Raw genomic sequence first — 13,864 nt, forward strand, 5'->3', positions numbered from 1 at the left:
CAAGGAATACATCAGTGTACGGGCGATCAGCCCAGTTCGCGCTTTTCGATGAACACGCCGTACATCGTGGTCAGGATGCTGACGTTGATCATCGGCAGGATCAAGATTCCGAAAAACAGGGCGATCAATACACCCAGTACCGGAATGATCGACAAAACTCCGATCGCCAGCTGAACCAGGAACTGAAACAGGAACGAGACCACGATAAGAACGACGATTGATCCAGCGGTACCCCGAGTGTTGTTCCATGCCTCGCTCAACGTGATCGGCTTGCCGATTGCCGCAGCCGGCAGGATGATGGACAGCCGGTAGAAGCAAATAGCCAGGAAAACCATGTAGCCGATGGTCAGGATGATCGAAATGGCGATCAGTCCTTCGCCCAGCATGCCTGTCAGGATCCCCATCGGCAGGAATGCAATTGCCATCAGGATCCCGAGCATCAGCCCGCGTCCGAAATAGGCCAGAATGCGATCGAACCGAAAGGTAGGCAGCACGCCGGAAGGATACTCTTCCAGAAGAATGTATCTGTGCCAGGCCACCGCGATCCAGCCCATGATGAGGACCATCACGACGAACAGGAGAAACGCGAACAGAACAATGGCCCCCGGGTTCACTCCCGGCGGCAGCCCGTTCGGATTGTCATCGAATGCCTCAAGTGGAATTCCGACACCATGAACAGGCCGATGATTGCAACCGTTCCGATTACGGCCGGTCCGATAACGATTTGCGCCACCTGCTTGAGATTGCCAAAAACCATCCGAAGCGAGTGGGCAAAAATATTCCATCCGAGCATTCCGAAATTTCCTTGATCAATCCATGGTTGATACCGTTTGACTGCAATTCCGCCGCCCGGTCAATCCACAGCTTCTTGCCCCCACGTCGAAAACCCGCTAGGGGCCAATCGTCTTACGCATAAGGGGAAGTCAGATGTCCGCGCCCAAGAAAGTTGTTCTGGCCTATTCCGGTGGCCTTGATACCTCGATCATCCTGAAATGGCTGCAGACCGAGTATGGCTGCGAGGTGGTGACCTTCACCGCCGACCTGGGTCAGGGCGAAGAGCTTGAGCCCGCCCGCCAGAAGGCCGAGCTGCTGGGGATCAAGCCCGAGAACATCTATATCGAGGACATCCGCGAAGAGTTCGTCCGCGACTTCGTCTTCCCGATGTTCCGCGCCAATGCGCAGTACGAAGGGCTGTACCTGCTGGGTACCTCGATCGCGCGTCCGCTGATCTCGAAGCGCCTGATCGAGATCGCCAAGGAAACCGGCGCCGATGCGGTGGCCCACGGCGCCACCGGCAAAGGCAATGACCAGGTGCGGTTCGAACTGGCGGCCTATGCGCTGAACCCCGACATCAAGGTGATCGCGCCCTGGCGCGAGTGGGACCTGACCAGCCGCACCAAGCTGCTGGAATTTGCCGAGGCGCACCAGATCCCGATCGCCAAGGACAAGCGCGGCGAGGCGCCCTTCTCTGTCGACGCAAACCTGCTGCACACCTCGTCCGAAGGCAAGGTGCTGGAAGATCCCGCCGTTCAGTCGCCGGACTATGTCTATCAGCGCACCGTCCACCCCGAGGACGCCCCGAACGAGCCGGAATATATCGAGATCGGCTTTGAAAAAGGCGACCCGGTCAGCATCAATGGCGAGGTGATGAGCCCCGCCACCATCCTGACCAAGCTGAACGAATACGGCGGCAAGCACGGCATCGGCCGTCTCGATCTGGTCGAGGGCCGGTTCGTGGGCATGAAGTCGCGCGGCATCTATGAAACACCAGGCGGCACCATCCTGCTGGAAGCGCATCGCGGCATCGAATCCATCACCATGGACCGCGGCGCGATGCACCTGAAGGACCAGCTGATGCCGCAATATGCCGAGCTGATCTACAACGGCTTCTGGTACAGCCCCGAGCGCGAAATGCTGCAGGCCGCCATCGACAAAAGCCAGGAACACGTCACCGGCACCGTCCGCGTGAAGCTGTACAAGGGTCTGGCCTCGACCGTGGGCCGCTGGTCGGATCATTCGCTGTATTCCGAGGCGCATGTGACCTTCGAAGAAGACGCCGGTGCCTATGACCAGAAAGACGCCGCGGGCTTCATCCAGCTGAACGCGCTACGGCTCAAGCTGCTGGCGGCACGCGACAAGCGGTTGTCCAAGTGACCGAGGATGACGGCATAAACGACGAACTGGAAATGTTCATCGAAGCGCAGGACACGGTCTGGTCCGATGTCCTGCACGAACTGGAACAGGGGCAGAAGACCAGCCACTGGATGTGGTTCGTCTTTCCGCAACTGGCCGAGTTGGGCCAGTCGCACATGGCGCAGCTCTACGGGATCGAGGATTTGGACGAGGCTGCCGCCTATCTGGCTCACCCCGAACTGCGCCGCCGCCTGACCGAGGTGGCCCGGCTGATGCTGACCCACGCGGGCAAGGACCCGGCCGAAATTCTGGGCAAGGTGGATGCCAAGAAGCTGCGGTCGTCCATGACCCTGTTCGCCGCCGTGCCCGATGCTCCGCCTGAATTCCAGGCGGTTTTGGATGCGTTCTACGACGGGCAGCCCTGCCCGCGCACGCAGCAGGCTCTGGGCTGAGCGGTTTCCCGTAAGGTCACGCTTGCCCCGGCCCCTGCCCTCTGTCACCCCGAACGCAAGTGCGAAATAGGGAGGCAGGGATGCTGCAGGAGATCGCCGAGGGAATCCAGAAGGGACTGGCCGACAAGCGCTTTGACGGCTCGTTGAAATTCGATTGCGGCGCCGATGGCGTGATCGTGCTGGCCGACAACACGGCCACCACCCAGGACCGCGAGACCGATTGCACCATCCGCATCTCGCGCGACAATCTGGGCAAACTTCTGACCGGCAAGCTGAACCCGATGACAGGGGTGATGATGGGCAAGCTCAAGATCTCGGGCGACATGGGCGTCGCGATGAAGCTGGGGCAGCTGCTGGGCTAGGCGATAAACTCGTCTCACCACCGCGTGACAAACGGTTTCAACCGATTGCCAGCCGCCCCGTTGCGCGGCAGCCTGAGGCGGAAAGGAGGTCCGCCATGACCCGTTGCCTCGACCAGATCAAGCTGACCCTTCTGTTTGCGCTGATTGCGCTGGCGCTGATCCTGCGCGCTCAGCCGGCCCCGGCGGCCGGTACCGAAACGTTGACCGTGGCGGGCGGTTGTTTCTGGTGCGTCGAGGCCGATTTCGAATCCGTGCCCGGCGTGATCGAAGCGGTTTCGGGCTATACCGGCGGCACGACTCCGAACCCCACCTACAGCCAGGTCACGAGCGGAGGCAGCGGCCATTACGAGGCGGTACAGATCACCTTCGACCCGGCCCGCGTCTCCCGTGAAACGCTGCTGAACCTGTTTTTCCGCTCGGTCGATCCCACCGATGCCGGTGGACAGTTCTGTGACCGGGGCGACAGCTATCGCACCGCGATTTTCGTCTCTGACACAGGCGAAAAAGCTTTGGCCGAACGCAGCAAGGCCGAAGCACAGCGTGCGCTGGGTCAGGCCATCGTGACTCCGGTCCTGTCGCTTGGGGCGTTCTATCCGGCCGAGGCCTATCATCAGGATTACTACAAGGGCAAAAAGCTGGTGTTCACCCGGTTCGGGCCGAAACGCCAGCTGAATGCCTACAAGGCGTATCGCAAGGCCTGCGGCCGCGATGCACGGGTCCGGCAATTGTGGGGCAACGCCGCGCCGTTTGCCGGATCTTAATCCAGCGCGGCCTCGCGCACCTCTTTCAGATCGGGAATGACGTCCGCCGTACCAGGCCGCATCACCATCAGGGCAGCGGCCCGGTTGGCTTGGGTGATGGCCTGCGCCATCGGCATCCCCCGGTCCATTCCCGCCAGAACATATCCGGTAAAGGTGTCCCCGGCCCCGGTCGTGTCCACGGCCTTGACCTTGTGGGCGGGAAACTCTGCCGCCGCCTGCCCGCGTTGATGATAGCGGGCGCCTTTTGACCCCAGCGTGACGATCACATGCTCGACCGGCAGATCGGCCGGAGCCATCCCTGTGGCCTGTTGCAGCTGGGCGGCCTCGACCTCGTTCAGGATCAGGAAATCCAGATAGGGCAGCACCGCCTGCACCGCCGTTGCGCTGAAGGGGGCTGCGGCATAACACACCGTCAGACCCCGCTCGCGGCCCAGTTTCGCGGCCGCGACCTGTGCGGTGGTTTCGTTCTGGAACACCAGAAGATCGCCCGTGTCAGAGTCTGCCAGTGCGGCGGAAACCTGATCGGCGCCGATCGCGTGGTTGGCGCCGGGGTACAGGATGATCAGGTTTTCGCCCTGCGCATCCACCGCGATGATCGCATGGCCCGTGGGCTGATCGACCTGCGCGATGTGCCGCGTGTCGACCCCGTATTCGGTCAACCGGCCGCGTGCCCACAGCCCGTCGGACCCCACGGCACCGATATGGCGCACATGCGCCCCGGCCCGCGCCGCCGCAACCGACATGTTCGCGCCCTTGCCGCCCAGAAATCGCTGCAAACCGCTGGCCGCAAGGGTTTCACCCGGCGCCGGCAGGTGCGGCAGCGCATAGACCATGTCGGCATTGATCGAGCCCAGGTTCCAGATTGCCATCGGATCACGCCATGTCGCACGAGGCCAGGATGGCCATGTTCAGGATGTCATTCGCGGTCGAGCCGGTCGAACAGATCTGGATCGGCTTGTCGATGCCGGTCAGGATCGGGCCGATCACCGTAGCATCGGCCATTTCCTGCATCAGCTTTGTGGAAATCGAGGCCGAGTGCCGCGCGGGCACAATCAGGATGTTGGCCGGCCCGGTCAGGCGGCAGAAGGGATAGGCCTCTTGCTGGTGGGCGTTCAGCGCCACGTCGACGGTCATCTCGCCTTCGTATTCGAAATCGACGCCGCGCGCCTCCAGCACCTGCGGGGCCTTGTACAGCTTCTCGGTCCGCTCGGAGACAGGATAGCCGAAGGTCGAGAAGCTGACGAACGCCACCCGAGGCTCCAGCCCCATGTGGCGGGCAACCACGGCGGCGCGTTCGGCAATCGTCGCCAGATCGTTCTCGTCGGGCCATTCATGCACCAGCGTGTCGCCGATCAGCACGATCCGGCCCTTGTGCAGCAGCGCGGTGATCCCGGCGGCACCATGGGCGGCGTCGGCGTCGAACACATGGCTGATGCGGTCCAGCACATGCGCCGATTTGCGGGTGGCCCCGGTCACCAGACCGTCGCCATGCCCATGCGCCAGCATCAGGGCCGAGAACACATGCCGGTCGCGCGCGGCCAGGCGGTGGATGTCCTTGCGGTCAAAGCCTTTGCGCTGCAACCGCTGGTACAGAAAGTCCTTGTAGGCATCGAGATGCGTGGTGTTGGCGGCGTTGACCACCTCCAATTCGCGCACCGCGTCGCCCAGACCGGCGGCTTCCAGCTTGGTCTTCACGTCGTCGGGCCGGCCCACGACCAGCGCCTTGCCGAAGCCCGACCGCTGATACGTCACCGCCGCGCGCAAAACCCGCGGATCGTCGCCCTCGGCAAAGATCATCCGGCTTTGCGCCGCGCGGGCCCGGGCGTTCAGGCCGCGCAGAATGCTGGCGGTCGGGTCCATGCGCGACTTGAGGCTCAACTCATAGGCCTCCATGTCGATGATCGGCCGCCGGGCCGCGCCGGTGTCCATCCCTGCCTTCGCGACGGCAGGCGGAATGCGATAGATCAGGCGCGGGTCAAACGGCGTGGGAATGATGTAGTCGCGCCCGAAGGTCAGCGATTTGCCATAAGCCAGCGCCACCTCGTCGGGCACGTCCTCGCGCGCCAGACGGGCCAGCGCGTGGGCGCAGGCGATCTTCATCTCGTCATTGATGGCGCGGGCGTGGATGTCCAGCGCCCCGCGGAACAGGTAGGGAAAGCCCAGAACGTTGTTGACCTGGTTGGGATAGTCGCTGCGCCCGGTGGCCACAATGGCGTCAACGCGCACCTCGTGTGCCTCTTCCGGGGTGATTTCCGGATCGGGATTGGCCATGGCGAAGATCACCGGATTGTCGGCCATGCTGGCGACCATCTCCTGCGTGACCGCGCCCTTGACGGATACGCCCAGAAACACGTCGGCGCCCTTCATGGCCTCTTCCAGCGTGCGCAGCTCGGTTGAAATCGCGTGGGCCGATTTCCACTGGTTCATACCCTCGGTCCGGCCCTGATAGATCACGCCCTTGGTGTCGCAGACGATGCAGTTTTCATGCCGGGCGCCCATCGCCTTGAGCAGTTCGATACAAGCGATTCCCGCCGCCCCGGCCCCGTTCAGGACGATCTTCACGTCCTCGATCTTCTTGCCCGAGATGTGCAGCGCGTTGATCAGCCCCGCCGCGCAGATCACCGCCGTGCCGTGCTGGTCGTCGTGAAAGACGGGGATGTCCATCTCTTCCTTCAGGCGCTGTTCGATGATGAAGCACTCGGGCGCCTTGATGTCTTCCAGGTTGATGCCGCCGAAGGTCGGCCCCATCAGCCGCACTGCACGGCAGAATTCGTCGGGGTCCTCGGTGTCCAGCTCGATATCGATCGAGTTCACGTCAGCGAAGCGCTTGAACAGGACCGATTTGCCCTCCATCACCGGCTTGCTGCCCAGCGCGCCCAGATTGCCCAGCCCCAGAACCGCCGTTCCGTTCGAGATCACGGCCACAAGGTTGCCCTTGTTGGTATAGTCATAGGCGGTCTCGGGGTTTTCGGCGATGGCTTCACACGGAACCGCCACGCCGGGGCTGTAGGCCAGCGACAGATCGCGCTGCGTGGTCATGGGAACGGTGGCCTGCACCTCCCACTTTCCGGGGGTGGGTTCCAGGTGAAAGGCCAGCGCCTCTTCTTTGGTGATCTTCGCTTTGGGCATTTTGACGGTCGGTTCCATGACTTCGGGGCTTTTCGCCTCATACCGCAGGCGGGGGCGCGCCTCAACGACTATGCGATTTCACCTTTCGTCGCGGTTGGGGGATTTGTAAGGTCGCGCCGAAATACGCCAGAGGGGAGCAGCCTTGTCCAACGTCACGCCGATGATGGCGCAATACCTGGAAATCAAAGAGGCCCACAAAGACGCCCTGCTGTTCTATCGCATGGGCGATTTCTACGAGATGTTCTTCGAGGACGCCGTGAACGCCGCCGAGGCGCTGGACATCGCCCTGACCAAGCGCGGCAAGCACAATGGCGAAGACATCCCCATGTGCGGCGTGCCGGTACATTCGGCCGAGGGCTATCTGCTGACGCTGATCCGCAAGGGCTTTCGCGTCGCCGTCTGCGAACAGATGGAAAGCCCGGCCGAGGCCAAGAAAAGAGGCTCTAAATCGGTGGTAAAGCGCGATGTCGTGCGCCTTGTCACCCCCGGCACCCTGACCGAAGACGCCCTGCTGGAGGCGCGCCGCCACAACTTTCTGGCCGCCTATGCCAAGGTGCGCGACGAGGCCGCGCTGGCCTGGGCCGACATCTCGACCGGGGCGTTTCACGTGATGCCGCTGACCTCGGTCCGCCTCAGCCCCGAGCTGGCCCGGCTGGCCCCGTCCGAGCTGATCGTGGCCGATGGCGCCGAGGCCGACCTGCGTGACACGGTCGGTGACCTTGGCATCGCGCTCACCCCCATCGGGCGGGCCAGTTTCGACAGCACTGCGGCAGAAAAACGCATCTGCGGGTTGTTTCACGTGGGCACGCTGGATGCGTTCGGCAGCTTTGGCCGGGCCGAGATCTCGGCCATGGGCGCGCTGATCGACTACCTGGAGATCACGCAGAAGGGCAAACTGCCGCTGCTGCAGACGCCGATGAAAGAATCCGAGGATCGCGTCGTGCAGATCGACGCGGCCACCCGCCGCAACCTTGAGCTTACGCGATCTTTGTCGGGCGGACGGGCCGGATCGCTGCTGTCGGTGGTGGATCGGACCGTGACCCCGGGCGGCGCGCGCCTGTTGGAACAACGGCTGTCCAGCCCCTCGCGCAACCTGGATGTGATCCATGCGCGGCTGGACGCGGTCGATTTTGCCGCGCAGGATAGCCTGATCGCCGCCGATCTGCGCGAAGCCTTGCGCAAGACGCCCGATCTGGACCGCGCCCTGTCGCGCCTGTCGCTGGAGCGCGGCGGCCCGCGCGATCTGGCCGCCATCCGCAACGGGCTGGCGCAGGCACAGGCGATTGCCGAGATCTGCACCGAGCAGGATCTTCCGGTGCTACTGGCGACCGCGGTGCAGAATCTCGTGGGCTTTGACGATCTGCTTAACCTGCTGGATCAGGCGCTGATCGCCGACCCGCCGCTGCTGGCGCGCGATGGCGGCTTCATCGCCCCCGGTTTCGACGCCGAACTGGACGAGGCCCGCACCCTGCGCGACGAAGGCCGCTCGGTCATTGCCGGGTTTCAGCAGAAATACGCCGAACATACCGGCATCGCCTCGCTGAAGATCAAGCACAACAACGTGCTGGGCTATTTCATCGAAACCACGGCCACCCATGCCGAAAAGATGCTGAACCCGCCGTTCAGCGAGACCTATATCCACCGACAGACCACCGCCAACCAGGTGCGGTTCACCACGGTAGAGCTCAGCGAGATCGAAACCCGCATCCTGAACGCCGGAAACCTGGCGCTTGAGATCGAAAAGCGGCTCTATCACAGGCTTTCCGACGAGATTCTGGCGCAGGCCGCCCGCATCAACCAGGCCGCGCGCGGGCTGGCCGAACTGGACCTGACCACCGCGCTGGCCGATCTGGCGCGGGGCGAGAACTGGTGCCGCCCGCAGGTGGACGGCTCGCGCGCCTTTGATGTCGTCGCGGGCCGCCACCCGGTGGTGGAGCACGCGCTGCGCCGGCAGTCCGGTGATGCCTTCATCGCCAATGACTGCGACCTCAACGCCGAGGACGGTGCGGCCATCTGGCTGCTGACCGGTCCGAACATGGCCGGTAAATCGACCTTCCTGCGCCAGAATGCGCTGATCGCGCTGCTGGCGCAGATGGGCAGTTTCGTTCCGGCCGAGTCCGCCCATATCGGGCTGGTCAGTCAGCTGTTCAGCCGCGTGGGCGCCTCCGACGATTTGGCGCGGGGCCGGTCGACCTTCATGGTTGAGATGGTCGAAACCGCGGCCATCCTCAACCAGGCCGATGACCGGGCGCTGGTGATCCTCGATGAGATCGGGCGCGGCACCGCCACCTATGACGGCCTGTCCATCGCTTGGGCCACGCTGGAACATCTGCACGCCGTTAACTGCTGCCGCTCGCTGTTCGCCACCCATTACCACGAGCTGACCGCGCTGGCCGGCAAGCTGGAGGGCGTCGAAAACGCCACCGTCGCGGTCAAGGAATGGGAGGGCGAAGTGATCTTCCTGCACGAGGTCCACAAAGGCGCGGCCGACCGTTCCTATGGTGTGCAGGTCGCGCAGCTGGCCGGGCTGCCGGCTTCGGTCGTCGAGCGCGCGCGTGTGGTTCTGGACCAGTTGGAGAAGACCGAGCGTGAAGGCGGCAAGCAGAAGGCGCTGATCGACGATCTGCCGCTGTTTTCCGCTGCACCGCCGCCGCCACCCGCGCCGAAAACCTCGGCGGTGGACGAGATGCTAAAGGACATTCTGCCGGACGAGTTGACCCCGCGCGAAGCGCTGGACCTGATCTACAAACTGAAAGAGGCGGCCAGATCCTGACCGCCCCTTTCGATTGTCAGCGGAACTGGCCCGTCAACTGGCCGGGGTCGAGCTGACCCCCACCTGCGCCGGACGCAGCAGGCGGTCATGCAGCATGAACCCTTCGGCCGAGACCTGGATGATCTCGCCCGCCTTGGTGCCCGGCACAGGGGCTTCGAACATGGCTTCGTGCAGGTTCGGGTCGAACTTGTCGCCAACCTCGGGTGTGATGACCTCGATCCCGTGTTTCTGGAATACGTCCTTCAACACGCGCATGGTCAGCTCGACACCTTCGATCAGGCCGGCTGCGACCTCTTTCTGCTCGTCCGTAGCCGCCTCGAGCGCGCGTTTCATGTTGTCGTAGACCGGCAGCATGTCGCGCGCCAATTTGGACCCACCATACTGTTCGGCCTCACGGCGGGCCCTGTCGCCACGCTTGCGTGCGTTTTCCGCATCCGCCAGGGCGCGCATGAACTTGTCGCGCAACTCGTCGCGCTCGGCCTTCAGGGCATCCAGTTCCAGCGCTTCTTCGCTGATCTCGGCCATCTCCTCGGCCAGTTCTTCCGCCTCGGCAGTTGCAATGTCGTCCAGAAAGTCTTCGTTCTTCGGCTCTGCCATCTTTTACCCTCTAGCTCCGATCGGAAATCAGTTTCCCAACCAGTTGCGCCGTATAGTCCACGATCGGCACGATCCGCCCATAGTTCAAACGGGTCGGCCCGATCACGCCAACGGCGCCGATTATCCTTCGATCAGCGTTCATATAAGGAGACACCACCAAAGAGGAACCCGAAAGTGAGAAAAGTTTGTTCTCCGAGCCGATAAAAATGCGCACGCCTTCGCCTTCCTCGGTCAATTCGAGGAATTCGGCTATGTCACGCTTGCGTTCCAGATCGTCAAACAGGACCCGGATTCGCTCCAGCTCCTCTTCCTGACCGGTGTCGCCCAGCAGATTCGCCCGACCACGCACGATCAGACGCGCCGAGTCCGACGCCTCGCCCTCCCAGGCCGCAAGGCCGCTTTCCACAAGCTCGCGGGCCAGCACGTCGATCTCTTGCCTGCGCGCCGCAATCTCGGTCTGGATCATCCGGCGCACATCGGACAGTTTCCGGCCCTCGATCAGGGCGTTCAGGAAATTGGCCGCCTCACGCATCGAACTGGGCGTCTGACCCGGTGGTGGCGTGAACAGCCGGTTCTCCACATGACCATCTGCGAAAACCAATACCACCAGGGCCCGGTCATGGCCCAGGGAAACGAACTCGATATGCTTGATTTCGGATTCGTGCTTGGGTGTCAGCACCAGCGACGCGCCATGCGTGACGTTCGACAAGGCGGCCCCGACGCGATCCAGCATACCGCTGACATCACCGGAATTGCTGCCCAGCGTCTCATCCAGCTTCTTGCGGTCGTCCTCGCCCAGGTCGCCAACTTCCAGCAGGCCGTCGACGAACATGCGCAGCCCAACCTGTGTGGGCACCCGGCCGGCGCTGACATGCGGACTGCCCAAAAGGCCCAGAAACTCGAGATCCTGCATGACATTGCGAACCGTTGCCGCGCTGACTTTTTCACTGAGCGACCGGCTGAGGGTGCGGCTGCCCACAGGCTCGCCGCTTTCCAGATAGCTTTCGACGATCAGGCGAAACACTTCCCGCGACCGGTCGTTCAACTCGTCCAGAATTTTGCTCGCTTCACTCATCGGTGGTTCCCTTGCTGGGTGGTCATTAAATAGCTGCCAACAGAAAGGTCAATCGGGGTTGCATCGCTGCCATGCCGGGCGTTATCCCCAAGCCAGCAGACAAAGGATATCTCATGCGACCCTCTGGACGAGATTTAAGCGAAATGCGCCCGGTTTCAATCGAGACCGGGTTTACCAAACATGCCGAAGGTTCCTGCCTGATCAAGATCGGCGACACCCATGTTCTGTGCACCGCCACGATCGAGGATCGCGTGCCGCCCTTCATCAAGGGGTCGGGCCTGGGCTGGGTCACCGCCGAATACGGCATGCTGCCACGCGCGACCAACACCCGGATGCGGCGTGAGGCCGCCAGCGGCAAACAGGGTGGCCGGACCGTGGAAATCCAGCGCCTGATCGGCCGCGCCCTGCGCGCCGGTGTCGACCGCGTCGCCCTGGGCGAACGCCAGATCACCGTCGATTGTGACGTGCTGCAGGCCGATGGCGGCACCCGCTGCGCCTCGATCACCGGCGGCTGGGTCGCGCTGCGGCTGGCGGTGAACAAGCTGATGAAGACCGGAGACGTGATCTCGGACCCGTTGGTTGATCCGGTTGCCGCCGTATCCTGCGGCATCTATGCCGGCCAGCCGGTTCTGGACCTGGACTATCCCGAAGACAGCGAGGCCGGCGTTGACGGCAACTTCATCATGACCGGCTCGGGCAAGCTGATCGAGGTGCAGATGAGCGCCGAAGGTTCCGTCTTCAGCCGCGCGCAGATGGATCAGCTGATGGAATTGGCCGAAAAAGGCGTGTCCGAGCTGGTGGCTGCGCAAAAGGCCGCCACCGCATGACACGCCGGCTCGAAGGCGATCGGCTGCTGGTGGCCACGCACAACAAAGGCAAGCTCGAGGAGATGGCCCATCTGCTCGAGCCCTTTGGCGTGACCGTAGTCGGCGCAGCCGAGATGAACCTGCCCGAACCCGAAGAGACCGAGGACACGTTTGTCGGCAACGCGCGCATCAAGGCCCACGCCGCCGCACAGGCCACCGGCCTGCCCGCCCTGTCCGACGATTCCGGCATCACCATTGATGCGCTGGACGGTGCGCCGGGCGTGTACACCGCCGACTGGGCCGAAACCGGAAATGGCCGCGATTTCCTGATGGCCATGACCCGCGCCCATGATGAGCTTGAGGCGCTCAACGCTCCGCATCCTCGCACTGCCCAGTTCCGCTGCACGCTGGTACTGGCTTGGCCCGACGGCCATGACGAGGTGTTCGAGGGCGTCGCACCCGGGCATCTGGTCTGGCCGATCCGCGGCAAGGACGGGTTCGGCTATGACCCCATGTTCCTCCCTGACGGATTCGACATTACCTTTGCCGAGATGGATCGCTGGGAAAAGAACAAGATCAGCCATCGTGGTCGCGCGGTCGAGCTGTTCGTGAAAGGCTGCTTTGGCGGATGATTGGCGCAACGGGGGCTTTGGCCTGTACGTGCATTGGCCCTTTTGCGAGGCCAAGTGCCCCTATTGCGATTTCAACAGTCATGTTTCCAGAAATATTGATCAAAAACAATGGCTTGACGCCTATCTGTCCGAACTGAAGCGCTCGGCCGCCGAAACCCCTGACCGGGTTCTGAATACGATCTTTTTTGGCGGCGGCACCCCGTCGCTTATGGCGCCCGAAACCGTCGCCGCCGTGATCGACACCGCCCGCAGCCTTTGGCGGCCCGCCAATGACATGGAAATCACGCTCGAGGCCAATCCCGGCTCGGTCGACGCCGGACGGTTCGCCGCCTATCGCGATGCCGGTGTGAACCGGATCTCGATGGGTATTCAGGCGATGAATGACGAAGATCTGCGGCGGCTGGGCCGCATCCACAGCGTGGCCGAGGCACGCGCGGCCTTCGACATCGCCCGCACCTGTTTCGACCGGGTCAGCTTTGACCTGATCTATGCCCGCCAGTACCAGACGCTTGAAGCCTGGCGCGCCGAGCTGACCGAGGCGCTGTCGATGGCGATCGACCATCTGTCGCTGTACCAGCTGACCATCGAGGCCGGCACCGCATTCGGCGACCGCTATTCTGTCGGCAAGCTGCGTGGCCTGCCCGAGGACGACAACGCAGCCGATATGTATCTGGCCACGCAAGAGATCTGCGAAGCCCACGGCATGCCCGCCTACGAGGTGTCGAACCACGCTGTTCCCGGGGCCGAGTCTCGGCACAACCTGATCTATTGGCGCTATGGCGATTATGTCGGCATCGGACCGGGCGCACATGGAAGGATCACGGTGAACGGCCAACGGATCGCAACCGAAACCCATTTGGCTCCGACCGCGTGGCTGAATGCTGCCACGCAAGGAAATGGCGAAAAGCTGCGGACCCCGCTGACCGCCGAAGAACAAGCGAATGAATACCTCATGATGTGTCTTCGCTTGACTGAGGGTCTAGATATGGACCGTTTCAATTGCCTGTCCGGGCACCCTTTGCCGCAACGCAAACTGGGCTACCTGCAGGACATCGGAATGATCGCCCAAGACGGCCCCCGCGTTTCCGCCACTGCTGACGGCCGCGCGGTTCTCAATGCGGTGATCCGTGAGTTGCTGGATTAG

13 protein-coding genes are annotated in these 13,864 nt (G+C 63.0%); 8 read left to right on the forward strand and 5 right to left on the reverse strand.

Going from position 1 to position 13,864, the window contains the following annotated elements; translation table 11 throughout:
• Positions 1–26: 26 nt before the first annotated feature.
• Positions 27–614 carry a hypothetical protein gene (locus tag K3752_RS16375; protein WP_260063822.1) on the reverse strand — a complete coding sequence of 196 codons (588 nt, stop codon included), beginning with the start codon at positions 612–614 and terminating at the stop codon, positions 27–29.
• Between the two features lie 313 nt (positions 615–927).
• On the opposite strand from K3752_RS16375, the gene K3752_RS16380 reads away from it, so the two are divergent.
• The 4 genes from K3752_RS16380 to msrA all read left to right on the forward strand — a co-directional run bounded on the left by K3752_RS16380 (position 928) and on the right by msrA (position 3,708).
• Entirely contained in the window at positions 928–2,154 is a 1,227-nt protein-coding gene (locus K3752_RS16380) for an argininosuccinate synthase (RefSeq protein WP_170596661.1), read from the forward strand.
• A gap of 32 nt (positions 2,155–2,186) precedes the next feature.
• A complete protein-coding gene (locus K3752_RS16385) occupies positions 2,187–2,585 on the forward strand; it encodes a DUF1810 domain-containing protein (protein ID WP_170596735.1) in 399 nt (132 codons plus the stop codon).
• Positions 2,586–2,665: 80 nt separating this feature from the next.
• Positions 2,666–2,947, forward strand: a complete 282-nt coding sequence (locus K3752_RS16390; RefSeq protein WP_093963906.1) for an SCP2 sterol-binding domain-containing protein — start codon at positions 2,666–2,668, stop codon at positions 2,945–2,947.
• A 95-nt stretch (positions 2,948–3,042) separates the two neighbouring features.
• On the forward strand, positions 3,043–3,708 hold the full coding sequence (gene msrA / locus K3752_RS16395; RefSeq protein ID WP_260063823.1) for a peptide-methionine (S)-S-oxide reductase MsrA: 666 nt from the start codon (positions 3,043–3,045) through the stop codon (positions 3,706–3,708).
• On the opposite strand, the gene K3752_RS16400 is transcribed toward msrA, so the two are convergent.
• Positions 3,705–4,577: a ribokinase gene (locus tag K3752_RS16400; protein ID WP_260063824.1), complete on the reverse strand. Its 873-nt coding sequence runs from the start codon at positions 4,575–4,577 to the stop codon at positions 3,705–3,707. The genes msrA and K3752_RS16400 overlap by 4 nt on opposite strands.
• A gap of 4 nt (positions 4,578–4,581) precedes the next feature.
• Positions 4,582–6,837, reverse strand: a complete 2,256-nt coding sequence (locus tag K3752_RS16405; RefSeq protein WP_260063825.1) for an NADP-dependent malic enzyme — start codon at positions 6,835–6,837, stop codon at positions 4,582–4,584.
• Positions 6,838–6,997: 160 nt separating this feature from the next.
• On the opposite strand from K3752_RS16405, the gene mutS reads away from it, so the two are divergent.
• Positions 6,998–9,610 carry a DNA mismatch repair protein MutS gene (gene mutS / locus K3752_RS16410; protein WP_260066342.1) on the forward strand — a complete coding sequence of 871 codons (2,613 nt, stop codon included), beginning with the start codon at positions 6,998–7,000 and terminating at the stop codon, positions 9,608–9,610.
• A 33-nt stretch (positions 9,611–9,643) separates the two neighbouring features.
• Here the strand turns inward: mutS and K3752_RS16415 are convergent, their stop codons facing one another.
• Positions 9,644–10,207, reverse strand: coding sequence for a nucleotide exchange factor GrpE (locus K3752_RS16415; RefSeq protein WP_093963902.1), 564 nt, complete (start codon positions 10,205–10,207; stop codon positions 9,644–9,646).
• A 10-nt stretch (positions 10,208–10,217) separates the two neighbouring features.
• Positions 10,218–11,282 carry a heat-inducible transcriptional repressor HrcA gene (gene hrcA / locus K3752_RS16420; RefSeq protein WP_260063826.1) on the reverse strand — a complete coding sequence of 355 codons (1,065 nt, stop codon included), beginning with the start codon at positions 11,280–11,282 and terminating at the stop codon, positions 10,218–10,220.
• Between the two features lie 113 nt (positions 11,283–11,395).
• On the opposite strand from hrcA, the gene rph reads away from it, so the two are divergent.
• From rph to hemW, 3 genes are read left to right on the forward strand one after another with little or no spacing between them, the layout of a single operon-like run.
• Positions 11,396–12,109: a ribonuclease PH gene (rph, locus tag K3752_RS16425; protein WP_260063827.1), complete on the forward strand. Its 714-nt coding sequence runs from the start codon at positions 11,396–11,398 to the stop codon at positions 12,107–12,109.
• A complete protein-coding gene (gene rdgB / locus K3752_RS16430; protein WP_260063828.1) occupies positions 12,106–12,720 on the forward strand; it encodes an RdgB/HAM1 family non-canonical purine NTP pyrophosphatase in 615 nt (204 codons plus the stop codon). Before rph ends, rdgB begins: the two co-directional genes overlap by 4 nt.
• Complete coding sequence (hemW, locus tag K3752_RS16435; RefSeq protein WP_260063829.1) at positions 12,710–13,864, forward strand: radical SAM family heme chaperone HemW; 1,155 nt, start codon at positions 12,710–12,712, stop codon at positions 13,862–13,864. Before rdgB ends, hemW begins: the two co-directional genes overlap by 11 nt.

It is taken from the genome of Ruegeria sp. B32, from assembly GCF_025141855.1.
Lineage (GTDB): Bacteria > Pseudomonadota > Alphaproteobacteria > Rhodobacterales > Rhodobacteraceae > Ruegeria > Ruegeria arenilitoris.

Coding starts and splice junctions, on each gene's coding strand:
- K3752_RS16380 (WP_170596661.1), top strand. CDS start 928: ATGTCCGCGCCCAAGAAAGTTGTTCTGGCCTATTCCGGTGGCCTTGAT.
- K3752_RS16385 (WP_170596735.1), top strand. CDS start 2,187: ATGTTCATCGAAGCGCAGGACACGGTCTGGTCCGATGTCCTGCACGAA.
- K3752_RS16390 (WP_093963906.1), top strand. CDS start 2,666: ATGCTGCAGGAGATCGCCGAGGGAATCCAGAAGGGACTGGCCGACAAG.
- msrA (WP_260063823.1), top strand. CDS start 3,043: ATGACCCGTTGCCTCGACCAGATCAAGCTGACCCTTCTGTTTGCGCTG.
- K3752_RS16400 (WP_260063824.1), bottom strand. CDS start 4,577: ATGGCAATCTGGAACCTGGGCTCGATCAATGCCGACATGGTCTATGCG.
- K3752_RS16405 (WP_260063825.1), bottom strand. CDS start 6,837: ATGCCCAAAGCGAAGATCACCAAAGAAGAGGCGCTGGCCTTTCACCTG.
- mutS (WP_260066342.1), top strand. CDS start 6,998: ATGATGGCGCAATACCTGGAAATCAAAGAGGCCCACAAAGACGCCCTG.
- K3752_RS16415 (WP_093963902.1), bottom strand. CDS start 10,207: ATGGCAGAGCCGAAGAACGAAGACTTTCTGGACGACATTGCAACTGCC.
- hrcA (WP_260063826.1), bottom strand. CDS start 11,282: ATGAGTGAAGCGAGCAAAATTCTGGACGAGTTGAACGACCGGTCGCGG.
- rph (WP_260063827.1), top strand. CDS start 11,396: ATGCGACCCTCTGGACGAGATTTAAGCGAAATGCGCCCGGTTTCAATC.
- rdgB (WP_260063828.1), top strand. CDS start 12,106: ATGACACGCCGGCTCGAAGGCGATCGGCTGCTGGTGGCCACGCACAAC.